Raw genomic sequence first — 26408 nt, forward strand, 5'->3', positions numbered from 1 at the left:
TCGGTCAGAAGGCCACGTAGGAAACCCCAGGTGCAAAGCACCTTTCGGAGGATAACATGACCAGCATTCTGACCAACAACAGCGCCATGGTCGCGCTGCAGACCCTGAAATCCGTGAATGCCCAGCTGGGCAAGACCCAGGCCGACATCGCGACCGGCAAGTCCGTCGCCAATGCCAAGGACAGCGCGGCGGTCTGGGCCATCTCCAAGGTCATGGAAACCGACCAGTCGGCGTTCAAGACCATCCAGTCGAACCTGAACGTGGCGGATGCCGTGGTGACCACGGCCCGCACCGGTGCGGAGAAGGTCGTCGAAAGCCTGCGCTCCATCAAGGATCTGGCAGCCGGCGCTTACAACACCGCGACGGCCAGCGAGAAGGCGAAGATCACCACCGACATCAACCTGAAGTTCAAGGAGATCGCGTCGGTCATCAACGGCACGCAGATGAACGGCGTGAACCTGCTGAAATCCGGCACGGCCGACCTGAAGGTTCTGGCCTCGCTGGACCGCGGCGCTACCGTGGCGACCAAGACCAACTCCATCTCGGTCGCGACCACGGGTCTCGACACCCTGATCGGCGCGCTCGGCCTTGATCCGGCTGTGCCGGCGACCTTTGGTGTGTCGACCATCTTCACCGCCACCAGCCTGGACGTTAGCGCGGATGACCTCACCAATATTGGTGCGTTCATCACCGCGATTGAAACCTCGATCAGCGGCGTTCTGGAAAAGACCGCCCAACTGGGCTCCTACGGCAAGCAGCTGACCGGTCAGGCCGAGTTCGTGGGCAAGCTGGCCGACTCGCTCAAGTCGGGCATCGGCGCCCTCGTGGACGCCGACATGGAGGAATCCTCGGCACGCCTGCAGGCGCTGCAGACGCAGCAGCAGCTGGGCATCCAGTCGTTGTCGATCGCCAACCAGGCGCCGGCGGCCATCATGGCCCTGTTCCGCGGCTGACACGGACGGGCGCCCTCGGGCGCCCTTTCCCTTCCCAGATATCCAGAATGGAAAGTTAGAACGTGAACGCGGTCATGCCCCTGAACGACCATGGCTATCGCTCCAGCGGCCTGCGCACGGCCCGGGACGCCGAATACGACGCCTTCTCGCGCGTCACCCGCATGCTGCGGCAATCGCCGCGCCAGACCGACAACCAGGACACGATCCTGGCCGTCCACACGAATACCGAGCTCTGGACCCTCCTGGCCTTCGACCTGGCCGAACCCGGCAATGCCCTGCCCGACACGACCAAGGCGGGCCTGATGTCGCTGGCCGGCTTCGCGATCCGCCACGGCCATGCGGTGATGGCCGGCGAGGCTGCCACCGATCCGCTGATCGACATCAACATGACCGTCATGCGCGGCCTGCGCGGCGAGGGGGCGGCATGAGCGGCCTGGTCCTCAAGCTGGCCCCGAACGAACGGGTGCTGATCAATGGCGCCGTGATCGAGAACGGCGACCGCCGGACCAGGATCGCCATCAAGACCCCCAATGCGAATGTCCTGCGCCTGCGCGATGCGATCCATCCCGACAGCGCCCGCACGCCCGTCTCGCGCGCGCTCTACATCGCGCAGCTGATCCTGTCGGGCGACACCGAACCCCTGGCCGGGATGTCCCAGCTGGCCGTCGCCATCGAACAGCTGAGCCAGGTCTTCGAGGATCGCGACAGCCGCATCCTGCTGGCCGATGCGACCGCCGCCGCGCTCGAGCCCAACCCCTATCAGGCGATGCGCAAGCTGCGCGACCTTCTGCCGCGCGAGGCACGCCTCTTCGCCGCCAGCCACGAATGAGGGTGTCATGACCATCTCCGTCGGTGCCACCGGGCTGGTCGGCTGGAAGATCGTCCAGCGGATCGAGGCCCGCCAGATCCAGGCCGTGGCCCGCGATCCCGTGGTGCAGCGGTCGACCACCTATTTCCGCGACACCATCTCCCGCACCACCCAGGCCGCCGATCTGGTCAAGGACTACCGCCTGCTCAGCTTGGCCCTGTCGGCCTTCGGGCTGGAAGCCGACCTGCCCAACAAGGCCTTCATCCAGAAGGTCCTGGAAAGCGATGTCGCGGACAGGACCTCGCTGGTGAACCGGCTGGCGGACAAGCGCTACCTGCGGCTGGCCGAGGCCTTCGGGTTCGGCGCCAAGGCGGTGCCGGCCGATCTGGGCGAGACGGTCAGCACGGCCTTCGTCCAGCGCGAGTTCGAACGCCGCATCGGCCAGGGCGATGACACCCTGCGCCTGGGACTGAACGCCCGGCGCGAGCTGCAGCAGTTGGGCGGCCGCGACTCCACCGACCGCACCCTGTGGTTCGAGGTGATCGGCAACGCCCCCCTGCGCAAGGTCTTCCAAGGCGCCTTCGGCTTCGGCGAGAACTATGGCCGCCTGCCCGTCGACCGCCAGCTGGAGGAATATACCAAGGCCTCGGAACGCCTGCTGGGCAGCTCCAGCTTCAAGGACATCTCCTCGCCCGAGGCGATCGACCGGCTGGTCCAGACCTACATGGCCCGGTCGCAGCTGACCGTCTTTCCGGCCGCGAACCGCTACAGCGCCGCGCTGACCCTGCTGCAGAACGCCTGACGGCTGCGGCCTCGTTCAAGGCGGCGCCCGTCAGGCGTTCTGCCGAACCGAGCCACAAGGCAAGCCCCCCGGCACCCGATCCCCCAAGGGCATCGCGCCCCCCCCCGGCTTTTTCCCAAGACCCGATGCCGACCGCACCTTGCGCCCAAGGTGTGGCTGGCTATAACCCCGGACGATTTGCCGCGACCGATCCAAGTCCAGCCCGGGGGCCCAGACCATGCCGAAAAGAACCGATATCAAGTCGATCCTGATCATCGGGGCGGGACCGATCGTCATCGGGCAGGCCTGCGAGTTCGACTATTCCGGCGCTCAGGCCTGCAAGGCCCTGCGCGAGGAAGGCTACCGGGTCATCCTGGTGAACTCGAACCCCGCCACGATCATGACCGATCCGGAAATGGCCGACGCGACCTATATCGAGCCGATCACCCCCGAGATCGTCGAAAAGATCATCGCCAAGGAACGCCCCGACGCGCTGCTGCCCACGATGGGCGGGCAGACCGGGCTGAACACCGCGCTGGCCCTGGCCGACAGCGGTGCCCTGAACCGCTACGGGGTCGAACTGATCGGCGCGCAGCGCAGCGCCATCGAGATGGCCGAGGACCGCAAGCTGTTCCGCGAGGCGATGGACCGGATCGGCCTGGAAAACCCCAAGGCCACGATCATCGCCGCGCCCAAGCTGGCCTCGGGCAAGTACGACATCAACACCGGCGTGGCGCAAGCCATGGACGCGCTGGAGGAAATCGGCCTGCCCGCGATCATCCGCCCCGCCTTCACGTTGGGCGGTACCGGCGGCGGCGTGGCCTATAACCGCGACGATTACGAACGCATCGTGCGCTCGGGTCTGGACGCCTCGCCCATGGCGCAGGTGCTGATCGACGAATCCCTGCTGGGCTGGAAGGAATTCGAGATGGAGGTCGTGCGGGATCGCAACGACAACGCCATCATCGTCTGCGCCATCGAGAATGTCGATCCGATGGGCGTGCATACCGGCGACAGCATCACGGTCGCCCCGGCCCTGACCCTGACCGACCGCGAATACCAGATCATGCGCACCGCCAGCATCGCGGTCTTGCGCGAGATCGGCGTCGAGACCGGCGGCTCGAACGTGCAATGGGCCGTGAACCCCGAGGATGGCCGCATGGTCGTCATCGAGATGAACCCCCGCGTCAGCCGCTCGTCGGCGCTGGCCTCCAAGGCCACTGGCTTCCCGATCGCCAAGATCGCCGCGAAGCTGGCCGTGGGCTACACGCTGGACGAACTGGACAACGACATCACGAAGGTGACGCCCGCCAGCTTCGAGCCATCGATCGACTATGTCGTCACCAAGATCCCGCGCTTCGCCTTCGAGAAGTTCCCGGGCTCCAAGCCCGAACTGACCACCGCGATGAAATCCGTGGGCGAGGTCATGGCCATCGGCCGCAGCTTCCACGAATCGCTGCAGAAGGCCTTGGCCTCGATGGAGACCGGCCTTTCCGGCCTGGACGAGATCCCGATCGAGGGCGCTGCAGAACAGGGCAAGCCCGCCGTCATCGCCGCCCTGTCCAAGGCCACCCCCGACCGCATCCGCGTCATCGCCGAGGCGATGCGCTTCGGCCTCGGCGACGACGAGATCCACCGCGTCACCCGCTTCGACCCGTGGTTCCTGGCCCGCATCCGCGAGATCATCGATGCCGAGCATGTCATCCGCCAGGACGGCCTGCCCACCGACGCCGACGGCCTGCGCCGCGTCAAGATGATGGGCTTCACCGATGCCCGCCTGGCCAGCCTGACCAAGCGCGACGAATCCGACATCCGCCGCGCCCGCCGCGCCCTGGACATCCGCCCCGTCTTCAAGCGCATCGACACCTGCGCCGCCGAGTTCGAGGCGCAGACCCCCTACATGTACTCGACCTACGAGACCCCCGCGATGGGCGACGTGGAATGCGAATCCCGCCCCACCGGCGCGAAAAAGGTAGTCATCCTCGGCGGCGGCCCCAACCGCATCGGCCAGGGGATCGAGTTCGACTATTGCTGCTGCCATGCCTGCTACGCCCTGACCAAGGCGGGGTATGAGACCATCATGATCAACTGCAACCCCGAGACGGTCAGCACCGACTACGACACCTCGGACCGGCTCTATTTCGAACCGCTGACCTTCGAGCATGTGCTCGAGATCCTGCACACCGAACAGCAGAACGGCACACTGCACGGCGTCATCGTCCAGTTCGGCGGCCAGACGCCCTTGAAGCTGGCCAATGCGCTGCAGGACGAGGGCATCCCGATCCTCGGCACCACCCCCGACGCCATCGACCTGGCCGAGGACCGCGAGCGGTTCCAGCACCTGCTGCAGGACCTGGGCCTCAAGCAGCCCGTCAACGGCATCGCCAGCAGCGACGCGCAGGCCATCCAGATCGCCGAACGCATCGGCTTCCCGCTGGTCATCCGCCCCTCCTACGTGCTGGGCGGCCGCGCGATGGAGATCGTGCGCGACATGGACCACCTGCGCCGCTACATCACCGAGGCCGTGACCGTCAGCGGAAAAAGCCCCGTCCTCTTGGACAGCTACCTCTCGGGCGCGATCGAGGTCGATGTCGACGCGCTCAGCGACGGCGAGACCGTCCATGTCGCCGGCATCATGGAGCATATCGAGGAGGCGGGCGTCCATTCGGGCGACAGCGCCTGCTCGCTGCCCCCCCACACGCTGAACGCCGCCACCATCGCGGAACTCAAGGTCCAGACCACCGCCATGGCCCGCGCGCTCAAGGTCCGCGGCCTCATGAACGTCCAATTCGCGCTGAAGGACGGCGAAATCTACGTACTCGAGGTCAACCCCCGCGCCAGCCGCACCGTCCCCTTCGTCGCCAAGGCCACCGACAGCGCCATCGCAAGCATCGCCGCCCGCCTGATGGCCGGAGAGCCGATGTCGAACTTCCCCGCCCGCGCGCCCTATCCCGAGGGCGTCGGCCCCGAGGATGACCTGCCCTTCGCCGACCCGATGACGCTGGCCGACCCGATCACGCCCTGGTTCTCGGTCAAGGAGGCGGTGCTGCCCTTCGCCCGCTTCCCCGGCGTCGACACGCTCTTGGGCCCCGAGATGCGCTCGACCGGCGAGGTGATGGGCTGGGACCGCAACTTCGCCCGCGCCTTCCTCAAGGCGCAGATGGGCGCGGGCACCAACCTGCCGCATGAGGGCCGCGTCTTCCTGTCCGTCAAGGATTTCGACAAGACGGACGCGCTGGCCCAGGCCGCGCGCGACCTGGTGACGATGGGCTTCGATCTGGTGGCGACGGCGGGGACGGCCGATTTCCTCGACGCCCATGGCGTGCCCTCGACCCGCGTGAACAAGGTCTACGAGGGGCGCCCGAACATCGTCGACCGCCTGAAGAACGACGAGATCGCGATGGTGCTGAACACCACCGAGGGCGTCCAGGCCATCGCCGACAGCCGCGACATCCGCGCCGTCGCCCTCTACGACAAGATCCCCTACTTCACCACGGCGGCCGGCAGCATCGCCGCCGTGGCGGCGATCAAGTCGCGCGAGGAGGGGGAAGTCGGGGTGCGGTCGCTGCAGGCGTAATCAATCGGGCGTGTAGAGGGTTATCTCAAAATCCTCTCTATCCCTGATTTTCTTTCCAAGCGCGGCGATGTTTCCCCGCTCGATGCTGACGATTTCCCGTCTTTGAGTTTTCAGGTAAGAATCATACCTGTTTCTCAGCTCGTCTTCGCACGCCATGTCGGATGCGCTGCCCGAGCATGAGTCGGCAATCTCACAGCTGTTGTGGAACATGTATGCTTTTGGTTTTGAACCGCGCTGACTCAGGGCAGCTGATTTTGTAAAAATGCCTCCTAGATAGTACCCACTCAAGCTGAGTCCAAGGTAGCTGGCCATATCAGCGCCCTGGAGATTAACCCCATCACGTGAGCGTATTTTAGTGTAGGAACTCAACGCCAAAAGCGCAGTAAACTTCTTGTTTATCTCTGTGACTAGTTCGGCATGGGGCAACGTCAAACCAAGGCGAGCCTCCCTTTCAGCCAACCGGTATATCAGACTAACTACGCTATAGAACCGTGCCGCCTCCTCTCGATTACCTTCGATGTTGCCGATACTCCCAAACGATTGACGGTGTCCATCTATGTCTACTTGGACTTCTACAACTCCAACACTTCCCCAGTACTTCAACCATGCCTGTAGTAAATGTTCGTGTAAGATTTTTGCTTTTTCAGGCTCATTTCGCAACCGGCACCTTCGTGCCAACCCATCCTTATCTAAAACTAACTCTAATGGTCCCGATTTTAATCTGACGAGTCCTGATGATGATAGAACAAGCGGCGCCTTCCATAAGGTGCCCGGAAAGTTGATCGTTTGCCCGCCATCGGTGCGAAAGATAACAGTGCACTCTTTGCCTGGGACGCTGATTGCAACTTCTCCGAAATCCTCGGTCGCGGTCGCGGTCGGATGCAGCGATGGAATGCCAAACCTATTATCGTAGATCTTTAGGCTGCGGTACGAAATGCTGCTGACCATTCCCACCAGATGCTCTTCGAATTCTTGGGGTGTGGCATTGGCCTCTATTTGAACTACACTATAATGTAACTCATAGCCTATCTCACGCGCATAGGTTATCTTCCTCTCAGCATAGCGGTCGCCGCCGTGCCCTGCAATCATGCGGCAAATATGTTCCAAAGGAGCTTCTCTGACCTCCTCATGGTCTTCAAAGCGAATGGTAATGGTTCTTTTGCTTTTACGCGACAGATCTGTCGCTCTAGCGATCCTCAACCATGCAGCAATTTCTTTTTCGCCAATATGCTTGATATAGGTGGCAGGACTCTCTGCGCGCCCTGATTTGTAGTGAATGAAAGCGATAAAGTGGGGAAGGGGCGACTTTGATGCGTGCAAGGCATTGCGAAGAGTTATCTTAGCTGTTCGCTGGTTCTTCTCAGCTGACTTCACTTGTACAAAAAAATCGAGCTTGCCGGGTTGTAGATCGGTTGGAAAATGAGGCACGTCCGCCTTCTCTACCTCTACGATGCAGTCCCAGCCATTCATGTCGCGTTGCGGGCTGTTCACCGTTGCGCGGAAGGACGGCGAATAATCCGAAAGCCGGGAAAAAAAATAGCTTTCGCCTTGGGCGCCTAAGCCTGCGGGATCAGAATCTTTCATTGATCTTCGCATTCTCCTGGTAAAGCGTCCTCTTAGGCTATGACGACATGTGGGAGGGGGCAAGTATACCACTCTCTCAAAACCCCCTCCGCCCCTTCATCTCCTCCAGCAACGCCCGCTTCCCCGCCTCGCTCATCCGCCGAGGCCCCTCCATCGGTACCCCCGGCCCATCGAAGGGCGGGGGCGTCTCGCCCATCTCGGCCCAGGCCGCATTTTCGTCCCGCTGCAGGTCGCCGAATTCGGGGCGGGGGCCGTCCAGCGCGGCCTCCTCGCGCCTGGCCAGATAGTCCATCGTCTCGGCCCCCTCGATCAGCCCCGCCAGCCGCGCATGCATCCACGCCGCCATCAGCCGGTTGACCCGCACCTGCCAGTCCGGCCCCATCGACCGGAAGAAGGCCACCACGTCCGAGTCCAGCCGCAGCGTGACCCGCGTCTTGGGCGCCGAGCCTTTCTCCTGCGCGATCCGGTGCCACTCGTCGGGGATGCGCATGCGCGACAGGACCGTGCTGTGCAGGTCCCATTCCAGCATCCGCATCGCATCGGCCATGTAGTGATAGTTCGCCCGCCGGGCCTCCTCGGCCCTGCCGCCCGCGCGTCTGCCTGCCGTCATGCCCGCCCCCTGATCCGGTGTCGCGGGGGAAAGGATGGGGCAGGGGGGTTAACGGGGGCTTAAGGGGCCGCGCGTTGTCGGTGTACGCGCGGTGCCGCCTTGGTGCCGCCGCGGTGCACGCCCGGTGCGGGTCAGTCCGGCCGGGCCAGCAGGTAGCAGTCCATGATCCAGCCATGCGCCGCGCGGGCCTCGGCGCGCGCCGCGACGATGCGCGGCCCTGCCTCCTCCAGCGGCCCGTGGTCCAGGATCTGCTGCGGCATTCCCAGGAAAGCCCCCCACCAGATCAACAGGTTGGAGGCGGGAAGGGTGCGGAACGCGCAGGCCCCGTCCAGCATCACGACGACCCGCCGGGCCCCCTCGGGCCAGCCATGGTCGCGCAATTGCCGCCCCGTGGTGATCGTGACCGGAGAGGCCAATGAATTCAACGGGATGGCATGGGCCGCACACAGCGCCTGGATGGCCGTGATCCCCGGAATGACCCGCACCCGCACCGGCAGCCGCGCCGCGATCCGCAGGCTGCTGTCATAGAGCATCGGGTCCCCCCAGACCAGCAGCGCGACCCGCCCTCCGCCCGGCAGGTGCCGCGCGATCCGATCCGCCCAAGCCCTTGATATCGCGTCATGCCAACGCTCGACCGCGCCCAGATAGTCGGGGTCGCCCGCCTCCCTTTGGGGCAGGTCGAAAGGCGCCGGGACGGCCCGCACCCCGTGCCGCGCCAGCATCTGCTGGCGCAGCCCCGCCAGGTCCTCCTTGTCCTCGCCCTTCATGGGAATCAGGACAAGATCAGCCTCTTGCAGGGCGTGGACGCCCTCCAGGGTGAGGTGATCGGGATGGCCCGTGCCGATCCCGATCAGCACCAGCTCGATCATGCGTAGAGGCGCTGCGTCACCAGCCCGCTGCCCCGCAGGCCCCGCGCGGCCTTGGCCCCCGCCAGCACGGCCAGATCGACCAGCGGCTCCAGCGCGATGACCAGCATGTAGGCCGCGCCGAAGGCCGCGACGCCGCCCCAGGCCTCGGCGCCCTGCCCGTAGAAAGCCCAGAACGCGACCCAAGCCACGATGCCGCCCTGATAGGCCGCCGACAGCGCCAGTGCCTGGCCATAGCGCAGGTCGACATAGGCCGTGCCCGGCGCGATGATCCGCCCGGCCAGCGCGCGCAGCGCGAACAGCGGCACCAGCAGCGTGGTCACGTTCATCCCGTATTGCGGCAGATCGAAGGGCGCGACCAGCAGCCCCTGCGCCAGCAGGCCAAGCGCCAGCCCGAGCGCCGCCGGGGCCGCGCCGAACAGCAGGAACAGCGTCGAGCCCAGGATCAGGTGCACCTCGGACACGCCCACGGACCATGTCGGCAGCACCTGGAAGAAGACGAAGGTCGCCGCCGTCGCCAGCACCGCCCGGGCGGCCAGCGAGGCCGTCCCCCGGTCGCGCAGGGCGCCATAGGCCAGTTTCAGGGTATAGACACCGGCCGTCGCGGCGGTGGCATAGCTGAGCAGGATCTTGGCGCCGGTCACGACGCCCTCTTCGATATGCATGGTCCAGTCTCCGATGGCCGTCACACCCGACGGCAGGATGGGTTGCCTGAGATGGCCGGTTTCCTGGCTTGCGGGTCAAAGCGCGGCGTCGGCCTTCCCGGGGCGGGCCCCAGTGGCATGTGGTGACGCGCGCTCTCCGCATACAGTCGCGGGGGCGGCTGAGGCTTCGGGCGCCGCGATTGGGTCCGCCCTTCCCCATTCCCGATGAAGCCCGACGCGGATCGCGTCTGACGGGCACCAGTCAGGCCTTCACCTAAAGGCGATGTCGCGGCCTGCGTCAAGCCGCTGCCGCCCCTCAGACCGTCGCCGGGGCGATCAGATGAAAGAAGGTCCCGGTGACCTGCCCGCCGCCGGGCATGGCGCGGTGGCTGCCGGTCTCGGGCACCTCGGCGCCATTGGCATCGGTGACCCGCGCCAGCGCCGCATCGGGCTGCGCCAGGATCGAGGCATAGTGGAACTCGTGCCCGCGCATCGGCTGCGCCCCCAGGCCCGGCACCGCGGCCAGCGGCGTGGCCCGGCGATAGCCCAGATGCATGCGGCGCTTGGCATAGCTGGTCTCCAGCCCCAGCAGCCCCAGCATCCGGTGGCGCACCCCTTGGGCATCCACCAGACCCGCCCCAAGCGTCATGTAGCCGCCGCATTCGCCATGCACCGGGCGTGCGTCGGCAAAGCGCTGCATGGCGTCCCGAAAGCCGGTGGCCGCCGCCAACCGGGGGGCGTGCAGTTCCGGGTATCCGCCCGGCAGCCAGCAGCAGTCGGCGCTGTCGTCGGGCCCGTCGTCGGCCAGCGGCGAGAAGGGCAGGATCGTGGCCCCCGCCCGCCGCCACGCCTCGATCACATGCGGATAGACGAAGCTGAACGCCGCGTCGCGGGCCAGCGCGATCCGGCCGCCGGGCGGGGTCAGGGGCAGCGGGGGCGCGGATGCGGGCAGGGCGCGGCAGGCCGCCGCCGCCACGATCGCCTCCAGATCGCAATGTGCCGCGACGAAATCGCCCGCCTGATCCAGGATCGCCTGCAGGCCTTGGGTCTCTTCGGCCTGCACCAGGCCCAGATGGCGCTCGGGCAGGGTGATGTTGCCCTGCCGGGGCAGGGCGCCCAGCACGCGCAGCCCCGCCTCGGCCATGCCCTCGCGGATCAGCGCCTCGTGGCGGGGCGAGGCGATGCGGTTCAGCACCACGCCCGCAAAGGGCAGGTCGGGGCGCAGCGTGGCAAAGCCCCGCGCCGTGGCCGCCGCCGATTGCGCCTGCCCGCCCACGTCCAGGATCAGCACCACGGGCCAGCCCATCATCTGCGCGATCTCGGCGCTGGAGCCGATGCCCGTCTCGCCGGGCAGGGCCACCCCGTCGAAGAGGCCCATCGAGCCCTCGGCCAGCACCAGATCCGCCGCGGGCTGGCCCAGGACATGCGCCGCGATCCGCCCCGGCGCCATCGCCCAGGCATCCAGGTTGAAGCTGGCCCGCCCCGAGGCCGCCCCGTGAAAGCCCGGGTCGATATAGTCCGGTCCCGACTTGAAGGGCTGCACCGCCAGTCCCTGCCGGCGCAGCGCGGTCAGCAGGCCCAGCATCAGCATGGTCTTGCCTGTCCCGGAAGCGGGGGCCGAGATCATCAGGCCCGGCGTCATCGGGGTCGGGGTCATCGGGTTCGGGGCGGTCATGGTCATTCGGGAAACCTCGGATCGGCGCCCACCGGGCGATAGCGACGGTCGTAATCGGCGGCGTAAAGACGGCTGTCCTCGAACCCTTGGGCGGCCAGCGCGGGCCCCACAAGGATCAGCGCGGTGCGGTCGATGCCCTGCGCGTCACCTTGGGCGCGGGCCAGGGTCGTGCGGATGATCCGCTGGTCGGGCCAGCTGGCCCGCCAGACCACGGCCACCGGGCAGTCGGCGCCGTAATGCGGGGTCAGGTCCGCGACCACCCGGTCCAGCGCATGGATCGACAGGTGGATCGCCAGCGTCGCGCCGGTGGCGGCGAACCGTTCCAGCGTCTCGCGTTCGGGCATGGTCGAGGCGCGGCCCGGCGTGCGGGTCAGCACCACCGATTGCGCGATGCCGGGCAGGGTCAGCTCGGCCTGCAACGCGGCGGCGGCGGCGGCAAAGGCGGGCACGCCGGGCGTCACGTCGAAGGGAATGCCCCGGGCGCGCAGGCGGCGCAGCTGCTCGCCCATGGCCGACCAGACGGACAGGTCGCCAGAATGCAGCCGCGCCACGTCCTGGCCCGCCGCATGGGCCGTGGCCATCTCGTCGATGATCGCATCCAGGCTGAGGGGGGCGGTGTTCACGATCCGCGCGCCGGGCGGGCAATGGTCCAGCAGGGCGGTGGGCACCAGGCTGCCCGCATAGAGGCAGACCGGGCAGGCGGCGATCAGGTCGCGCCCGCGCAGGGTGATCAGGTCGGGCGCGCCGGGGCCTGCGCCGATGAAATGGACGGTCATGGAACCTCTGCGATGGCGATGGTGACGGGGCCGAAGGCGCGGCGGGGCTGGATCAGCCGCCCCCCTCGGGTCCGGGATGCGGCGAGGGCGGCGGCCTCGGCCACCGACCCGGTGCGGAAGCGCGCCAGGATGCGCGGCGACTGCGTGGGCGTGTCGATCCCCGCCACGGCAACCAGATGCAAGGGCAGGTCCAGCGCTGCGGCCAGCGGACGGATTTCGGGCGCACGCTCGGGGATCGTGGCCAGCGCCTGCGCGCCGCCCGCCGCCTGCAACGCCGTGGCCAGCAGGTCCATGGAGGTGCCGGGGCGGCAGCCGATGCCGGCGATGCGGAAGGGTGCGATCCTCATCGCGTGACGCTCCATTGCACGATGGGCCGGGCGGCGGTCCAGCCGCGCATCCGGCCCAAGGGCTGCGCCTCGGCGATGTCCAGCCGCAGGAGGCGGCCGCCGTGGCGGGCGTGCAGATGGGCCAGCAGCGATTCCGTCTCCAGCGTGACGGCATTGGCGACCAGCCGCGCGCCGGGGCGCAGGCGGTCCCACAGCAGGTCCAGCAGCGGACCCGAGGCGCCGCCGCCGACGAAGACCGCATCCGCGTCGGGCAAGCCCTCCAGCGCCTCGGGCGCGGTGCCATGGACCGCCGTCATCCGGGCACCTAGCCCGAAGCCGTCGATATTCGCGGCGATCTGGGCGATGCGGTCGGCGCGGGGCTCGACGGTGACGGCGCGCCCCCCGGCCAGCACCCACTCGACCGAGACCGAGCCCGACCCGCCGCCGATGTCCCACAGCAGCGCGCCCGGACGCGGTTCCAGCGCCGCCAGCGTGATCGCGCGGACGGGCGACTTGGTGATCTGGCCGTCATGGGCGAACAGGGCCTCGGGGCGGCCCGGCACCGAGGCCAGCCCGACGCCGCGCAGCAGGTCCGCCCCGTCGATGGCCACCGCGACCGGCGCCGCGCAGGTCATTGCAAAGCCCTCGGCCCGCGCCTGCCGCACCCGTTCCAGGGGACCGCCCAACCGCTCCAGCACGGTCAGCCGCGCGGCCCCGGCGCCCTGCGCGACCAGCCAAGCAGCCAGCGCGCCGGGCGCATCGCCATCGCGCAGCGTCGCGATGATCCGGCAGCCGCGCGCCAGATGCGGGCGCAGCCGGGCAAAGGGGGCCGCGTGCAGGCCAAGCGTCACGCAATCTTCCAGTCGCCAGCCAAGGCGCGCGGCTGCCAGCGAGATCACCCCCGGCGCCGGATAGGCCCGCCATTCGTCGGCCACCAGCACGGCGGCGATCGACCCGCCCGCCCCGCACCAGAACGGATCGCCCGAGACCAGCGCCGCCACCCGCTGCCCCCGCAGCGCCAGCAGCGGCGCCAGGTCGAAGGGCACCGGCCAGGGCCGCCCCCGCGCGCCCACATCGGCCAGCGCCAGGTGCCGGGGTGCGCCGAAGACGACCTTGGCCTCGGCCAGCGCGCGGCGGCTTGCATCCGGCAAGCCTGCCGGTCCATCCTCGCCCATGCCGATGATCGACAGCCAGGGGTCAGACATGATGCGCGTCCTGCTGCTGGGAGGCACGACCGAGGCCAGCCGTCTGGCGCAGCTGCTGGCGGGGGCAGGGGTTGATGCGGTCTTCTCCTATGCCGGGCGCACGGTGGCGCCAGTGGCGCAGCCCTTGCCGCTGCGGATCGGCGGGTTTGGCGGGCCTGCGGGTCTGGCGGCCTATCTGGACGACCAGCGGATCACCCATTTGATCGACGCCACCCATCCCTTCGCCGTGCAGATCAGCCGCAATGCGCAGGCGGCCTGCGCCGCGCAGGGCGTGCCGCTGCTGGCCCTTCAGCGCCCGGAATGGCAGGCGGGGCCGCATGACCTGTGGACCCGCGTGCCCGATATCCCGGGCGCGGTCGCGGCCCTTCCCACGAGTCCGGCGCGCGTCTTTCTGGCCATCGGCAAGCAGACCTTGGCGCCCTTTGCCCCCCTGCCGCATGGCTGGCTGCTGCGGCTGGTCGATCCGCCCGAGGCCTTGCCCCTGCCGCGTGCCCAGGTGGTGATCGCGCGCGGTCCCTTCACCGTGGAGGGGGATCGCCGCCTGATGCAGGCGCATCGCATCACCCATCTGGTCGCCAAGAACAGCGGGGGCGCGGGGGCGCGGGCCAAGCTGGCCGCCGCACGGGACCTGCGAATCCATGTCGTGATGATCGACCGCCCCGTGCTGCCCGATCGCGCCACCGTCGCCACTCCCGAACAGGCGCTGGACTGGCTGCATCACGCCGCCCCGGCGCTGCGGGGCGCATAGATCCACCGGCCCACCCGCCGCGTCGCGGCGTTGCCCACGATCACGACCGTCCGCATGTCGGCCATCTCGGGGCGCGCCTCGGCCAGCGTGACGGTGCGCAGGGCCTCGTCGGGGGTGCTGACCGCGCGGGCGAAGATGATCAGCCGCTCGGGGCCGCATTCCTCGCGCAGGACCTCCAGCACCCGCGCAAAGCCCTGAGGCCGGCTGGCCGAGCGGGGGTTGTAGAAGGCCATCGCGAAATCGCCCCGGGCGGCATGGCGCAGGCGATGCTCGATCAGCGAAAAGGGCTTGAGGTTGTCCGACAGGTTGATGGCACAGAAATCATGGCCCAGGGGCGCGCCCGCCCGCGCCGCCGCCGCCAGCATCGCGGTGATGCCGGGCAGGATGCGGATGTCGGGATCCGCGCCTGCCGCCTCCACCGCCTCGAAGAGGGCCGAGGCCATGGCGAAGACCCCCGGATCGCCCGAGGAGACGATGACCACCCGCCGACCGCTGGCCGCCAGATCCAGCGCCAGCCGCGCCCGGTCCAGCTCGACCCGGTTGTCGGACGGGTGCATCACCAGCCCGTCGCGCGCGGCGATCCGCGCGACATAGGGGATGTAGCCCACGATGTCGGTCGCCTGGTCCAGTGCAGCGCCGACCTCGGGCGTGACCATGGCCTCGGACCCCGGACCAAGGCCCGCGACGGTGATCCAGCCGGTCATTCCGCGACCTTGGGCAGGGCCACGGGGCGGCGGCCCCGGCCATGGACCAGCACGATGGCAAAATAGGGGCAATCCTCGGCGGTGACATCGGCCAGACGGGCGATGCGCTGGCCGGGCATGGTGCCGCGTTCGACCAGAAGCGCATCCTCCAGCCGCCCCGCCGCCGCCAGAGCCCTGCGCACGCGGGGCAGATGGCGCCCGGTCTTCATGATGACCAGCGCGTCGCTGCCCGCCATGTGGCGCGCCAGATCGGCCTCGGGCAGGGTGCCCATCAGCACGGTCAGCACGTCGTCGCCCCAGGTCATCGGCGTGCCGCTGGCGTTCCAGCAGCCGACCATGCCGGGAATGCCGGGGATCACCTGCACCTCGGCCCGGCCCTGCAGCCGCACATGCAGATGCATGAACGAGCCATAGAGGAACGGGTCCCCTTCGCACAGCACCACCACGTCGCCGTCCTGGGCCAGCGTTGCCAGCCGGTCCGCCCAGTCATCGTAGAAGGCCGAGAGCAGGTCGTTATAGGCCGGGCTGTCGAAGGGGATCTCGGTCGTGACGGGGTATTCCATCGGGTATTCGACGGCGTCGGGGGCCAGCATCCCCTCGACGATGCGCCGCGCCTGTCCCTGCCGCCCGGGCTTGCGGAAATAGGCGACGTGCCGCGCCCCCCGGATCGCCCGGTCGGCCCGGACCGAGATCAGGTCGGGATCGCCCGGCCCCAGGCCCGCGCAGATGATCTGGCCCATCGCCCTCATTCCTTCCGGCTGGCAAGCGCGTTGATCGCGGCCACGGTGATCGCCGATCCGCCAAGGCGCCCGCGCACGATGACCGACGGGCAGGGGGGCGCCGCCATCAGCGCATCCTTGGATTCGGCAGCCCCCACGAAGCCCACAGGGCAGCCGATGATCGCGGCGGGGCGGGGGCAGTCGGGATCCTCCAGCATGTTCAGCAGATGAAACAGCGCGGTCGGCGCATTGCCGATGGCCACCACGGCGCCGGCCAGATGCGGGCGCCACAGCTCCAGCGCGGTGGCGCTGCGGGTGTTGCCCATGTCGCGCGCCATCTCGGCCACGCGGGGGTCGTTCAGGGTGCAGATCACCGGGTTGCCGACGGGCAGGCGGGGCTTGGTGATCCCCTCGCTGACCATGCGCGCATCGCAGAGGATCGGCGCACCGGCGGCCAGCGCCGCGCGGGCGGCGGTGGCCATGCCGGGCGTGAAGGCCACGTCGCGTTCCAGCCCCACCAGCCCCGCCGCATGGATCATGCGCACGACGACGGGCTCCTCGTCGGCGTCGAAGCGCGCCAGGTCGGCTTCGGCCCGGATCATGGCGAAGGACTGGCGATAGATCGCGGCGCCGTCCTTTTCGTAGGTATGGGGCATCACAGAACTTTCGGCAATTGGGTGGGGTGCAGCCCGCGCAGGGCTGCGGGATCGGAGGCGCAGCCATGGCGGATCAGGTCGAACCCGGCAGGCGTCGCGGTCAGGGTGACGTCGGCGGCGCGCGGCCAGCCGCAGCCCTTGGCGCAGCCCGACACATGCAGCACCGCACCCTCGGGCAGCAGCGCGGCCAGGCTGCGGGCCAGGGGCCGGGTCGCGGCATGGCCCTGCGGGCAGGCGGGCCCGCCGGGGCAGGCGCGCAGCCGCAGGGCGGGGTCGCGGGGGTTCAGGATCAGCCCCGGCAAAGCGGGCAGGCTGCGGGTGCCCGTCACCAGCACCATGCGCCACGGCGTCAGGCGCAGCGGGCCAAGGCGGGCCAGATGGCGCAGCGTGTCGGGGGGGATCTGCCCGAATTCCAGCGCGGCCAGCATCCCCTGCGGGGTGGGGCCGGGGGCGGCCTGCGCCATGGGCGCAGGCGCGGGCAGGGTGGCACCGGGGGGCCGCGCGCCGCGCGCGATCAGCGCCGCCATGCGGCCCCGGCCCTGGGGCGCGCCGCTCTGTTCCAGGAACCAGCGGGCGAGGTCCAGCGCCTGCTGGGGCCCGTGGTAGGGGGCGCCGTGGTCCATCCCCTCGGCGCGCAGGATCAGGCCGTGGGCGCCCCGCTCGATGCGGAGATCGGCGGGGTCGCGGGTCAGGACCGGGGCCGGGCCGGGATCGACGGCGAAGCCGAATTTCGCGGGCAAGGTCAGGTCGCTGCCCGCCAGTGCCTCGGCCAAGGCCTGTGCTACCGCGTCGGTTTCGGCGTCGGCAAAGGGCGTGACCATGATGTTGCGCCGCGCCTCGGTCGCCGCATCCGCGTCGATCAGCTCCTGCGCGCGCAGGGCCGCGATCAGCGGCGCATGGGTGGCGGGGGTCACGCCGCGCAGCTGCAGATTGGCGCGGCAGGTCAGCTCGATGGTGCCGTTGCCATGGGCCAGGGCCGCGTCGGCAATGGCGCCCGCCTGCGCCGCGTCCAGACGCCCGCCGGGGGGCGGATGCGCACCACCCAGCCATCGCCGGACTCCATCGGCTGCAGCGCGCCGGGGCACCAGCCCCTGACCTGTCCCCCGACCGCGCTCATAGCGCGGCCGCGATGGAATTGCGGCGCGTCACCCACAGCCCGGCCTCGGCGAGACGGCGGAACAGGTCGCGCATCGCGGCCAGCGCCTGCGGGTTGGCCTCGGCCAGGAAGGCCGCGATCTCGGGGCGGCCGAGCGTGGCGTCGTGATAGAGGTCGAAGAGATGCGCGGGCACTGCCCCTGCCAGATGCGCGAAGGCTGCCAGATGGTCCAGCGTGGCGGCGATCTCCGCCGCCCCCCGGTAGCCATGGGCGGTCATCGCATCGGCCCATGCGGGGTCTGCGGCGCGGGCGCGGACGGTGCGGGCGATCTCCTCGGTCAGGGTGCGGGCGCGGGGGCGGTCGGGCTGGGTGGCGTCCAGATGATAGAGGGCGGGCGCCTGCGCCCCGATCCGCGCCATCGCGGCGGCAAAGCCCGCCTCATGCGCGGCATAATCGGCGGCCAGCAGCAGGTCGCTTTCCGGCAGGTCCTGCGCGTGGACGAAGCTGTCGGCGCGGGTCAGGCGCGTCTCCAGCTCGGCGCGCGCCTCGCGGGCGGTACCGTCGGCGCCAATGGCCCAGCTGGAGGCCGCGATCCACGCCTCGCCTGCCGCTGCCCGCGCAGCCTCGGTGAACTGGTCGGGCGCGGTGCCCATGCCCAGGCCATATTGGCCGGGCTGGGGGCCGAAGACCCGCGCCCCCGCCGCATAGGGATTCATGTCGGACGCCTCGTCGCGATCGGCCAGCGTCGCGGCCCCGGTCTGGAACAGCTGCGCCAGCACCGGAAACACGTCGCGAAAGAGGCCTGAGACCCGCAGCGTCACGTCGATGCGCGGGCGGTCCAAGAGCGCCAGCGGCACCACCTCGACGCCCGAGACGCGGCCCGAGCCCTCGTCCCACACCGGCTTCAGCCCCGCCAGGTGCAGGGCCATGGCGAATTCCTCGCCCGCCGTGCGCATGGTGGCGCTGCCCCACAGATCGACGACCAGACCCTGCGGCCAGTCGCCGTGGTCCTGCAGGTGGCGGCGCAGCAGCTCCTCGGCCAGCTTGACGCCTTGCGCGTGGGCCGAGGGCGTGGGCACCGCGCGCGGATCGACGCTGTAGAGGTTGCGCCCGGTGGGCATCACATCCGCACGCCCCCGGTTGGGCGAGCCCGAGGGCCCCGGCGCCACGAAGCGCCCGTCCAGCGCGGCCATCAGCCCCGCACGTTCCTGCGCCCCGCAGGCCCCTTGGCCCCAGACATGCAGCCCCTCGCCATACTGGCTTTCCTTGATGTCGCAGACGAAGCGGTCGATGCGGGTGATCGCCTCGGCGGCGCTGGCGTCGGGGGGGATGCCCAGATCGGCCTCGACGCCCAAGGCCCGCGCCTCGTCGCGGATGGTGGCGATCAGGCGGTCGCGCCGCGCCGGGTCCATGCCGTCGGCGGTGGAGTATTCGTCCAGGGACCGCTCCAGCCCCGCCATGCCGGGAGGCAGGGCGCTAGCCCGCATGGGGGGGGCATATGGCCAAGCGTCACGGCGCCGATGCGGCGCTTGGCCTGCGCGGCCTCGCCCGGATCGTTGACGATGAAGGGATAGATGACCGGCAGCGCGCCGGTCAGGGCAGAAGGCCAGCAGTCGCCCGACAGCGCGACGGCCTTGCCCGGCAGCCATTCCAGCGTGCCATGCGCGCCCATGTGGATCAGCGCATGGGGGTCCTGCTGCGCCAGCCACAGATAGAACGCGACATAGGCATGGCGCGGGGTGCGGGTCAGGTCGTGATAGCTGTCCTCGCGCCCCGCGCGGTGGCTGCGTTCCGGCTGCAGGGCCAGCCACAGCTTGCCACGTTGGGTGACGCGCAGGTGGAGGGCGCCGTCGCGGCAGTCGGGATCGGTCTCGGGCGGGCCCCAGGCTGCATGCAGGTCGTCCTGCAGGGCCTGCGGCAGGCGGGCCAGGGCGGCACGATAGTCCGTCAGCGGCCAGGCGACCGTGCCCTCGGGCATCGAGGGGCCGGGGGGCACGTCATGGCCGGCATCCGCCAGCATCCCGGCCACCGCATGGGCCGAGGCGGGGGCGTCCAGGCCCACCGCATGGGCGATCTGCCAGTCGCGCCCGGGATAGGTGGACAGGACCAGCGCCACCCGGCGATCCGGCACGGGGGTCCGGGCCAGCCGCGCCCAGGCTGCGATGCGGTCCACCGCCGCGCCTAGAAGTGCCGCATCCACGCGATGGGCAAAGCGGGAATATTGCAGGTCGGGATCGCGCCGCCCGGGCGACTTGAAGCTGATCAGCCCCGCGAAGATGCGCCCGTCCACCTCGGGCAGCACGACGTTCATCGCCAGGTCCGAGGGCGACAGCCCGCGTTCCGCCACCGCCCATTCGCGACGGCGGTTGGTGGAGAGCGCGACTTGGAAGACCGGGCCGGGGAAGGGGGCGAAGGGCGCCTCGGACCCCGCCGAGAAGCCCGTGGCATTCACCACCAGCGCGGGCGGGGCGGGCAGGGCGCCCCGCAGCCAGTCCGCCAGCCCCGGCGCCTTCAGCGAGGGCGCGAAGGCCCCCACGGCCGCGAAGCCCCGGTCCCGCAGCGCCCGGATCAGCGCATCGATGGGGGCCACATCGGCCGCCGCCAGCCAGCTGCGATAGAAGGTGACCAAGGCGCGCGCCTCGCCCGGCGTCTCGATCACCCCAAGGTCGGGATCATAGAACCCCATCTGCGGCAGCGTCTTGATGCCGGGCACCGGCGCCGCCTGAAGACCCGAGGCGATGGCCATCTGCGCCAGCGCCGCTTGTGCTGCCACCGCGCCGCCCTGATCGCAATGGCGCCGCAGCACGCGCAGCACGGAGGGCGGCACGGTGGAGACCGCCTCCAGCCGCGCATCGTCGCGCCCGTCGGCGGGCAGGACGGCCAGCGCGATACCCCGCCTGCGCGCCAGATCGGCGACCGAGGCCAGACCATAGGGCCAATAGGCCTCGCCCCCGATAAGTCGGATCAGGACGCCCTTAGCGCCCGACAGAGTCTGTTCGACATAGGTATCGACCGAGACCGGATGGCGCAAAGCCACCAGATTGCACAGCCGCGTGGAGGGCAGCCCTCCCTCCGCGCGTTTCCAGCCTGCCGCGAAGGCCCCCAGGTCGCTGTCCGAGAAGGACAGCACGACCAGATCGCCGGGCGTCTGCCCGGGATCATAGGGGGTGTCGGTCTGGTCCAGACCGACCTTTTCGCGGAAGACCACATGCATCAGGCGGGTACGCCCTCGAGGACGGCGCGGATCGCCTCCGGGTTCACGTCGTCATGTTCCGCGATGACCACGAGGCGAGAGACACGGGGCTGATCCCCCCACGGGCGGTCGTACTGGTGGCGCACCCGCGCGCCCACGGCCTGCACCAGCAGGCGCATGGGCTTGCCCTGCACGGCCACATGGCCCTTGACCCGCAGGATGTTCTGCTCGGCGGCCAGACGGGCGATGCGGGCGGCCAGATCGGCGGGATCGGTGATCTCGGGCAGCTCGATCACGACGGTGTCGAAATCCTCGTGCTCGTGATCGTCGGCGCCGTCATGATGGCTGGGGCGGGCGGCGATGTCGTCCTCGGCGGCGGCCCCCAGTCCCAGGATCAGGCGGGCGTCGATCTGGCCCTCGGTCACCGTCAGGATGGGCAGCTTGCGGGGCAGTTCGGCCTCGATCACCGCGCGGGCTTTGGCGATGCCCGCCTCACCGGCCAGATCGGCCTTGGTCAGCAGGATCACGTCGGCACAGCTGATCTGATCCTCGAAGACCTCGGACAGGGGCGTCTCGTGGTCCAGGCTGTCATCGGCGGCGCGCTGCGCATCGACTGCCGCCACGTCGGGGGCAAAGCGGCCCGCGGCCACCGCCTCGGCATCGGCCAGCGCGATCACGCCGTCGACGGTGATGCGCGAGCGGATCGCGGGCCAGTCGAAGGCCTTCAGCAGGGGTTTCGGCAGCGCCAGACCCGAGGTCTCGATCAGGATGTGGTCGGGCTTTTGCGGCAGCGCCATCAGGCGTTCCAGCGTGGGGATGAAGTCGTCGGCCACCGTGCAGCAGATGCAGCCGTTCGACAGCTCCATGATGTTCTCGGCCGGGCAGTTGTCGTCGGCGCAGCCCTTCAGGATGTCGCCATCGACCCCCATCGTGCCGAATTCGTTGACCAGCACGGCCAGCCGCAGCCCCTGGGGGTTCTGCATCAGGTGGCGGATCAGCGTGGTCTTGCCCGAGCCCAGAAAGCCCGTGATCACGGTCACCGGGGTCTTGGTCAGGTCGCCTTTGGGAAGATCGGTCATCGGGGTCACTCCTGTGGGGGGATGCGCGCAAGGCTCTGCTTGCGGAAGATGGCGGGGCGTTCGCGCCACGGCACGATGCCGTCGGCGGTCGCGGCATAGGCGCGGGCGCCCGACAGGATCTGGTCGGCATCCCCGGGCATCAGGCGGCCATAGACATAGGACCATTTGCCGGGTGCCGACAGGGCCACCGAGCAGCCCTGCGAACAGGCCGACAGGCATTCGACGGCGCGGATCTCGACCCCTTCGGGGGCCGCGTCGGACAGGGCTGCCAGCAGGCTGGCGCCGGGGCGCGGGCCTTCGGCATCCGGGGCCGCGTCGGTCCCGCGGCAGGTGGTGCAGACATGCAAGACGGCGCGCATCACGGCTTTCCTTCGGTCTCGGGCCTTCGGTCACGGGGCGGGACAGGGGGAGGCCGAAAGGGGAATGGCACGGGTCATCCGGCCATCGCCCTGCCGGTTGCGAAACACCCCGTTCGCCCGTCATCACTGCGTGCTGGCAGGTCTCCCGGCTTGCGGATCCTGGGGCCTGGCCCCAACGGTCGTCCCACCTTCCCGGCCCCGGGGGCCAGTGGATCGGGCGACCTTTCCGGTCACGGTCGCGGGGGCGGCTGCGCTTGGACGGGGGATCCCGGCCTGTCGCATTCCCTCTTCGCCTGCCATAAGGCAGGAACCAACACGCGCCTACCAAAAGCCCCGCGCCCCCGATTTGTCAACCGCCCAGAGGCCGCCCCATGACCCAGCCCGACCCCGCCACCCCGTCCCAGACCGCCGAGGATCTGGCCCGCCACGCGCAGAAGATGGCCAAGAAGAAGGCCGCCCGCGACCGCATGATGGAGACGAAGACCGGCGAGAAGGGGCTGATCATCGTCCATACCGGGCCGGGCAAGGGCAAGTCGTCCTCGGGCTTCGGCATGATCATGCGCTGCATCGCGCATGGCATGCCCTCGGGCGTGGTGCAGTTCATCAAGGGCGCGTGGGACACGGGCGAACGCACGCTGCTGACCACGCATTTCGCCGAGATCTGCCAGTTCCATGCCATGGGCGAGGGCTTCACCTGGGAAACCCAGGACAAGGCCCGCGACATCGCCATGGCGCAGGCGGGCTGGGCCAAGGCGCAACAGATGATCCGCGACCCCGCCATCCGCATGGTCCTGCTGGACGAGATCAACATCGCCTTCCGCTACGGCTATCTGGACGTGGCCGAGGTGCTGGCCTTCCTCAAGGCCGAAAAGCCCCCCATGACCCATGTCGTGCTGACCGGGCGCGGCGCTCCCGAAGCGCTGGTCGAGGCCGCCGATCTGGTGACCGAGATGACGCAGGTCAAGCATCCCTTCAAGTCGGGCATCAAGGCGCAGGCCGGCGTCGAGTTTTGACACCCGCGCGCGGGCGGGGCAGAAATAATGCACATTGCCGTGAACCCGCATGCGGGCTGGCGGGTTTATGTTCAACCATTAGTCCGGAGTGCCGCGCCACATGACCCTGCCCCCGCCCCCCCTGCTGCCCGCCGAGGCGGCGCTGTTCCTGGATTTCGACGGCTGCCTGGTCGAGATCGCGCCGCGTCCCGATGCCGTCGTCGTGACGCAGGCCCTGCGCGACCGGCTGGCCGCGCTGCGGGACCGGCAGGACGGGGCGCTGGCGCTGATCTCGGGGCGTGACGTGGCCGATCTCCGCGGGCATCTGGACGGGTTTTCCGGCATGATCGCGGGCAGTCACGGGTCCGAGCTGTCGCCTGCGCCCGGCCTGATCGACACGCTGCACAGCGTCGGCGTCGATGCCGCCGCCCTCCATGCCGAGGCGCACGCACTGGCCGCCCCCCATCCCGCGATCCTGGTCGAGGAAAAGCCCCATGGCGTCGCGCTGCATTACCGCGACGATCCGTCCCTGCAGGGCTTCGTCGAACGGACCATGCAGGACATGGCCGCCCGCCACCCGCACCTGATGCTGCAGCCCGCCAAGATGGCGATGGAGCTGCGTCCGGGCGGCGTCGGCAAGGACAGCGCGCTGGCGCATCTGATGACGCTGGTGCCCTTCGCGGGCCGCGTGCCCGTCTTCGCGGGCGACGACACCACCGACGAGCCCGCCATGGCCGAGGCGCAGTCGCGCGGCGGCTTCGCCATCAAGGTCGGCGACGGACCCACCGCCGCCCGCCACCGCCTGTCGGACCCCGCCGCCTTGGCGGACTGGCTCGACGCATCCCTGACCTGAGGAGACCCCATGTCCCGTCCGCCCGAGTCCCGGCCCGATCCCTCCCGGCAGCCCCCATCCGGGGAACCCACCATCGCAGAGGATCAGCCGGACCAGGACCCCTCGGGACACAGCCCTCCGGACAGGCCGCCTCGCGCCTGATCGTCGTGTCGAACCGCCTGCCCTTGGGCGACAGCCCCTCCGGCGGGCTGGTCGTCGCGCTGGAGGATGCGCTGCGCAGCTCGGGCGGGGTCTGGGTCGGCTTCTCGGGCCAGACCGAGGACGATCCGTCGGACGACCTGCAGGACCATCCCGGCGCGGCCTTCCAGCGCCTGTCCTTCGATCTGACCCCGCAGGATCACGAGGAATACTATCTGGGCTATTCCAACTCGATCCTCTGGCCGCTGTGCCACGGGCGGCCCAACCTGATGCGGATCAAGCCGGAATATCTGGACGGCTATGCCCGGGTGAACGCACGGATCGCCCGGATGCTGGTGCCGCATCTGCGCCCCGGCGACCGGATCTGGGTGCAGGACTATCACCTCTTCCCGCTGGCGATGGAGCTGCGCGCGCTTGGCGTCACCGCGCCCATCGGGCATTTCCTGCACATCCCCTTTCCCGGCCCCGCCGATTGCGGCGCGCTGCCCAACCCGGCCGAGCTGTTCGACTGGCTGTCCCATTACGATCTGGTCGGGTTCCAGACCGAGCGTGACCTGGGCGCCTTCGCCGAAAGCGCGCGGCAGCTGGCGGACGGGGACCAGATCTCGGACCAGCTGTTCCGGCTGTCGGGCCGCCGGGTGCGCACGCAGGTCTTTCCCATCGGCATCGACACCGCCGCCTTCATGGCCGAGGCCGCCGAGGCCCCCGACAGCGACCGCATGCGCAGCCTGACCCGCGCGCAGATGATGATCGGCGTGGACCGGCTGGACTATTCCAAGGGCATCCCGCAGCGCTTCCGCGCCTATCAGCTGCTGCTGGAGAAGATCCCGGACCTGCACGAGAAGATCTCGTTTTTGCAGATCGCCCCGCCCACGCGCGGCGAGGTCGACGCCTATCAGGACATCCGCGAAGAAACCGAGCATCTGGCCGGGCGGATCAACGGGCAGTTCGCCACGCTGAACTGGACGCCCATCCGCTTCATCCACCGGCCCTTCCCGCGCAACGAGCTGGCGGGTCTCTACCGGCAGGCGCGGATCGGGCTGGTCACGCCCTTGGCCGACGGCATGAACCTGGTCGCCAAGGAATATGTCGCGGCCCAGAATGCCGAGGATCCCGGCGTGCTGATCCTGTCGCGCTTTGCGGGCGCCGCCGAGACGATGACCGAGGCGCTGATCATCAATCCCCACGATCCGCACGATCTGGCCGTGGCCATGGCGCAGGCCATGCGCATGTCGCGCTCGGAACGTCAGGACCGCCATGCCGCCCTGCTGGAGGGCGTGGTGACCCATGACATCGCGTGGTGGTCGCGGACCTATCTGGCCGCCTTGGGCGACTGATCCCGAGGCCGCCGAATCACTCTGGTCGCGGGATGCGTGATCGGAGTGCCCAATTCCTGGGCATGACCCCTGATTTGCGCCTGCGGCATCGGCAGATGCGGGCGCCGGTGCCGCAGTGCGGCATCGACCGATGACAGGGCGGGGGGCATGGCGCATGATGAAGCAGTGAAGCCCATGCTTCGTGGCGTCCTCCTCCGGTCCGGCCACGGACCTTCCGGAAAGCCGCCGGGTCTGCCGCATCCTCCTCCCTGCGGTCAGACCCGGCGGTCTTTTCGTTGATGTGTCGGGATCAGCCGATCAGCGTCGCGACATGGCGCAGCGCGGCGGCATAGCCCTGCAGGCCCAACCCCGCGATCACCCCGTCCGCCCGCATCGACACATAGGAATGGTGCCGGAACGCCTCGCGTTTGTGGACCTGGCTGATATGCACCTCGATCACCGGGCCGTCGAAGGCGTTCAGCGCATCCAGCACCGCGACCGAGGTATGGGTCAGCGCAGCGGGGTTGATGACGATGGCCGCCGCCTCGTCCCGGGCCTCGTGGATCCAGTCGACGATCTGGCCCTCCCAGTTCGATTGCAGGAAGCGGATGTCATGGGGCGCGGCGGCGGCGCGGCACATCGCTTCCAGATCGGCCAGCGTCTCGGACCCGTAGATCTCGGGCTGGCGCTTGCCCAGCAGGTTCAGGTTGGGACCGTTCAGGACATGGATCAGCGGCATCAGGGTTCCCC

At 69.3% G+C, this 26408-nt stretch carries 24 protein-coding genes, 1 pseudogene and 2 riboswitches; of the genes and pseudogenes, 9 read left to right on the forward strand and 16 right to left on the reverse strand.

Annotated features, from left to right (window positions below; all coding sequences use genetic code 11):
* Positions 1-56 precede the first annotated feature (56 nt).
* The 5 genes from E4191_RS00835 to carB all read left to right on the forward strand — a co-directional run bounded on the left by E4191_RS00835 (position 57) and on the right by carB (position 6119).
* Positions 57-953 carry a flagellin N-terminal helical domain-containing protein gene (locus E4191_RS00835; protein ID WP_135311720.1) on the forward strand — a complete coding sequence of 299 codons (897 nt, stop codon included), beginning with the start codon at positions 57-59 and terminating at the stop codon, positions 951-953.
* A 74-nt stretch (positions 954-1027) separates the two neighbouring features.
* The gene (gene flaF, locus E4191_RS00840) at positions 1028-1381 is read left to right on the forward strand and encodes a flagellar biosynthesis regulator FlaF (RefSeq protein ID WP_135311721.1); all 354 of its coding nucleotides are present in this window, start codon (positions 1028-1030) and stop codon (positions 1379-1381) included.
* The gene (locus tag E4191_RS00845; RefSeq protein WP_135311722.1) at positions 1378-1782 is read left to right on the forward strand and encodes a flagellar biosynthesis repressor FlbT; all 405 of its coding nucleotides are present in this window, start codon (positions 1378-1380) and stop codon (positions 1780-1782) included. Before flaF ends, E4191_RS00845 begins: the two co-directional genes overlap by 4 nt.
* Positions 1783-1789: 7 nt before the next feature.
* Positions 1790-2563 carry a DUF1217 domain-containing protein gene (locus E4191_RS00850; RefSeq protein ID WP_176562607.1) on the forward strand — a complete coding sequence of 258 codons (774 nt, stop codon included), beginning with the start codon at positions 1790-1792 and terminating at the stop codon, positions 2561-2563.
* Positions 2564-2780: 217 nt separating this feature from the next.
* Entirely contained in the window at positions 2781-6119 is a 3339-nt protein-coding gene (gene carB, locus E4191_RS00855) for a carbamoyl-phosphate synthase large subunit (protein WP_135311724.1), read from the forward strand.
* Here the strand turns inward: carB and E4191_RS00860 are convergent, their stop codons facing one another.
* The 8 genes from E4191_RS00860 to cbiE form a co-directional block, all read right to left on the reverse strand.
* A complete protein-coding gene (locus E4191_RS00860) occupies positions 6120-7703 on the reverse strand; it encodes a DUF4365 domain-containing protein (RefSeq protein ID WP_176562608.1) in 1584 nt (527 codons plus the stop codon).
* A gap of 76 nt (positions 7704-7779) precedes the next feature.
* Positions 7780-8313, reverse strand: a complete 534-nt coding sequence (locus tag E4191_RS00865; RefSeq protein WP_135311726.1) for a BrnA antitoxin family protein — start codon at positions 8311-8313, stop codon at positions 7780-7782.
* A 131-nt stretch (positions 8314-8444) separates the two neighbouring features.
* Positions 8445-9182 (reverse strand): precorrin-6A synthase (deacetylating), encoded by a 738-nt coding sequence (cobF, locus tag E4191_RS00870; protein WP_135311727.1) that lies wholly within the window; start codon positions 9180-9182, stop codon positions 8445-8447.
* Positions 9179-9844, reverse strand: a complete 666-nt coding sequence (locus E4191_RS00875) for an energy-coupling factor ABC transporter permease (RefSeq protein WP_135311728.1) — start codon at positions 9842-9844, stop codon at positions 9179-9181. Before E4191_RS00875 ends, cobF begins: the two co-directional genes overlap by 4 nt.
* Before the next feature lie 36 nt (positions 9845-9880).
* Positions 9881-10101, reverse strand: a riboswitch (cobalamin riboswitch).
* Positions 10102-10139: 38 nt separating this feature from the next.
* Positions 10140-11504 carry a cobyrinate a,c-diamide synthase gene (locus E4191_RS00880; protein WP_228461424.1) on the reverse strand — a complete coding sequence of 455 codons (1365 nt, stop codon included), beginning with the start codon at positions 11502-11504 and terminating at the stop codon, positions 10140-10142.
* Positions 11501-12274, reverse strand: coding sequence for a precorrin-4 C(11)-methyltransferase (gene cobM, locus E4191_RS00885; RefSeq protein WP_135311729.1), 774 nt, complete (start codon positions 12272-12274; stop codon positions 11501-11503). Before cobM ends, E4191_RS00880 begins: the two co-directional genes overlap by 4 nt.
* The gene (locus E4191_RS00890) at positions 12271-12621 is read right to left on the reverse strand and encodes a cobalamin biosynthesis protein (protein WP_135311730.1); all 351 of its coding nucleotides are present in this window, start codon (positions 12619-12621) and stop codon (positions 12271-12273) included. The genes cobM and E4191_RS00890 overlap by 4 nt, the downstream gene beginning before the upstream one ends.
* The gene (gene cbiE / locus E4191_RS00895) at positions 12618-13805 is read right to left on the reverse strand and encodes a precorrin-6y C5,15-methyltransferase (decarboxylating) subunit CbiE (RefSeq protein WP_135311731.1); all 1188 of its coding nucleotides are present in this window, start codon (positions 13803-13805) and stop codon (positions 12618-12620) included. The genes E4191_RS00890 and cbiE overlap by 4 nt, the downstream gene beginning before the upstream one ends.
* A gap of 1 nt (position 13806) precedes the next feature.
* Between cbiE and E4191_RS00900 the strand changes: the two genes are divergently transcribed.
* On the forward strand, positions 13807-14553 hold the full coding sequence (locus E4191_RS00900; protein WP_135314257.1) for a cobalt-precorrin-6A reductase: 747 nt from the start codon (positions 13807-13809) through the stop codon (positions 14551-14553).
* On the opposite strand, the gene cobJ is transcribed toward E4191_RS00900, so the two are convergent.
* The 7 genes and pseudogenes from cobJ to E4191_RS00935 all read right to left on the reverse strand — a co-directional run bounded on the left by cobJ (position 14523) and on the right by E4191_RS00935 (position 22359).
* A complete protein-coding gene (gene cobJ, locus E4191_RS00905) occupies positions 14523-15257 on the reverse strand; it encodes a precorrin-3B C(17)-methyltransferase (protein ID WP_135311732.1) in 735 nt (244 codons plus the stop codon). The genes E4191_RS00900 and cobJ overlap by 31 nt on opposite strands.
* Positions 15254-15997, reverse strand: a complete 744-nt coding sequence (locus E4191_RS00910) for a precorrin-2 C(20)-methyltransferase (protein WP_135311733.1) — start codon at positions 15995-15997, stop codon at positions 15254-15256. Before E4191_RS00910 ends, cobJ begins: the two co-directional genes overlap by 4 nt.
* Before the next feature lie 5 nt (positions 15998-16002).
* Positions 16003-16632 carry a precorrin-8X methylmutase gene (locus E4191_RS00915; RefSeq protein ID WP_135311734.1) on the reverse strand — a complete coding sequence of 210 codons (630 nt, stop codon included), beginning with the start codon at positions 16630-16632 and terminating at the stop codon, positions 16003-16005.
* Positions 16632-17717: a precorrin-3B synthase gene (locus tag E4191_RS00920; protein WP_228461425.1), complete on the reverse strand. Its 1086-nt coding sequence runs from the start codon at positions 17715-17717 to the stop codon at positions 16632-16634. The genes E4191_RS00915 and E4191_RS00920 overlap by 1 nt, the downstream gene beginning before the upstream one ends.
* Positions 17718-17745: 28 nt before the next feature.
* Positions 17746-20942: pseudogene (cobN, locus tag E4191_RS00925) on the reverse strand (cobaltochelatase subunit CobN).
* Positions 20942-22000, reverse strand: coding sequence for a cobalamin biosynthesis protein CobW (cobW, locus tag E4191_RS00930; protein ID WP_135311735.1), 1059 nt, complete (start codon positions 21998-22000; stop codon positions 20942-20944). The pseudogene cobN and the gene cobW overlap by 1 nt, the downstream one beginning before the upstream one ends.
* Positions 22001-22005: 5 nt before the next feature.
* Positions 22006-22359 (reverse strand): DUF1636 family protein, encoded by a 354-nt coding sequence (locus tag E4191_RS00935; RefSeq protein WP_135311736.1) that lies wholly within the window; start codon positions 22357-22359, stop codon positions 22006-22008.
* Positions 22360-22477: 118 nt separating this feature from the next.
* A riboswitch (cobalamin riboswitch) is annotated at positions 22478-22689 on the reverse strand.
* 41 nt (positions 22690-22730) lie between these two features.
* Here E4191_RS00935 and cobO point away from each other — a divergent pair.
* The 3 genes from cobO (at position 22731) to E4191_RS00950 (ending at position 25679) form a co-directional block, all read left to right on the forward strand.
* Positions 22731-23372, forward strand: a complete 642-nt coding sequence (gene cobO, locus E4191_RS00940) for a cob(I)yrinic acid a,c-diamide adenosyltransferase (RefSeq protein ID WP_135311737.1) — start codon at positions 22731-22733, stop codon at positions 23370-23372.
* Positions 23373-23472: 100 nt separating this feature from the next.
* Entirely contained in the window at positions 23473-24204 is a 732-nt protein-coding gene (otsB, locus tag E4191_RS00945; RefSeq protein ID WP_135311738.1) for a trehalose-phosphatase, read from the forward strand.
* 146 nt (positions 24205-24350) lie between these two features.
* A complete protein-coding gene (locus E4191_RS00950) occupies positions 24351-25679 on the forward strand; it encodes an alpha,alpha-trehalose-phosphate synthase (UDP-forming) (RefSeq protein WP_228461427.1) in 1329 nt (442 codons plus the stop codon).
* A 289-nt stretch (positions 25680-25968) separates the two neighbouring features.
* On the opposite strand, the gene aroQ is transcribed toward E4191_RS00950, so the two are convergent.
* On the reverse strand, positions 25969-26397 hold the full coding sequence (gene aroQ / locus E4191_RS00955) for a type II 3-dehydroquinate dehydratase (RefSeq protein WP_135311740.1): 429 nt from the start codon (positions 26395-26397) through the stop codon (positions 25969-25971).
* Positions 26398-26408 lie beyond the last annotated feature (11 nt).

Source organism: Paracoccus liaowanqingii (assembly GCF_004683865.2).
GTDB classification, from domain to species: domain Bacteria; phylum Pseudomonadota; class Alphaproteobacteria; order Rhodobacterales; family Rhodobacteraceae; genus Paracoccus; species Paracoccus liaowanqingii.

Coding starts and splice junctions, on each gene's coding strand:
- cobJ (WP_135311732.1), bottom strand. CDS start 15,257: ATGACCGGCTGGATCACCGTCGCGGGCCTTGGTCCGGGGTCCGAGGCC.
- aroQ (WP_135311740.1), bottom strand. CDS start 26,397: ATGCCGCTGATCCATGTCCTGAACGGTCCCAACCTGAACCTGCTGGGC.
- carB (WP_135311724.1), top strand. CDS start 2,781: ATGCCGAAAAGAACCGATATCAAGTCGATCCTGATCATCGGGGCGGGA.
- E4191_RS00910 (WP_135311733.1), bottom strand. CDS start 15,997: ATGGGCCAGATCATCTGCGCGGGCCTGGGGCCGGGCGATCCCGACCTG.
- E4191_RS00865 (WP_135311726.1), bottom strand. CDS start 8,313: ATGACGGCAGGCAGACGCGCGGGCGGCAGGGCCGAGGAGGCCCGGCGG.
- E4191_RS00915 (WP_135311734.1), bottom strand. CDS start 16,632: ATGCCCCATACCTACGAAAAGGACGGCGCCGCGATCTATCGCCAGTCC.
- E4191_RS00935 (WP_135311736.1), bottom strand. CDS start 22,359: ATGCGCGCCGTCTTGCATGTCTGCACCACCTGCCGCGGGACCGACGCG.
- otsB (WP_135311738.1), top strand. CDS start 23,473: ATGACCCTGCCCCCGCCCCCCCTGCTGCCCGCCGAGGCGGCGCTGTTC.
- cobM (WP_135311729.1), bottom strand. CDS start 12,274: ATGACCGTCCATTTCATCGGCGCAGGCCCCGGCGCGCCCGACCTGATC.
- cobF (WP_135311727.1), bottom strand. CDS start 9,182: ATGATCGAGCTGGTGCTGATCGGGATCGGCACGGGCCATCCCGATCAC.
- flaF (WP_135311721.1), top strand. CDS start 1,028: ATGCCCCTGAACGACCATGGCTATCGCTCCAGCGGCCTGCGCACGGCC.
- E4191_RS00850 (WP_176562607.1), top strand. CDS start 1,790: ATGACCATCTCCGTCGGTGCCACCGGGCTGGTCGGCTGGAAGATCGTC.
- cobO (WP_135311737.1), top strand. CDS start 22,731: ATGACCCAGCCCGACCCCGCCACCCCGTCCCAGACCGCCGAGGATCTG.
- E4191_RS00890 (WP_135311730.1), bottom strand. CDS start 12,621: ATGAGGATCGCACCCTTCCGCATCGCCGGCATCGGCTGCCGCCCCGGC.
- E4191_RS00880 (WP_228461424.1), bottom strand. CDS start 11,504: ATGACCATGACCGCCCCGAACCCGATGACCCCGACCCCGATGACGCCG.
- cbiE (WP_135311731.1), bottom strand. CDS start 13,805: ATGTCTGACCCCTGGCTGTCGATCATCGGCATGGGCGAGGATGGACCG.
- cobW (WP_135311735.1), bottom strand. CDS start 22,000: ATGACCGATCTTCCCAAAGGCGACCTGACCAAGACCCCGGTGACCGTG.
- E4191_RS00875 (WP_135311728.1), bottom strand. CDS start 9,844: ATGCATATCGAAGAGGGCGTCGTGACCGGCGCCAAGATCCTGCTCAGC.
- E4191_RS00860 (WP_176562608.1), bottom strand. CDS start 7,703: ATGAAAGATTCTGATCCCGCAGGCTTAGGCGCCCAAGGCGAAAGCTAT.
- E4191_RS00835 (WP_135311720.1), top strand. CDS start 57: ATGACCAGCATTCTGACCAACAACAGCGCCATGGTCGCGCTGCAGACC.
- E4191_RS00845 (WP_135311722.1), top strand. CDS start 1,378: ATGAGCGGCCTGGTCCTCAAGCTGGCCCCGAACGAACGGGTGCTGATC.
- E4191_RS00900 (WP_135314257.1), top strand. CDS start 13,807: ATGCGCGTCCTGCTGCTGGGAGGCACGACCGAGGCCAGCCGTCTGGCG.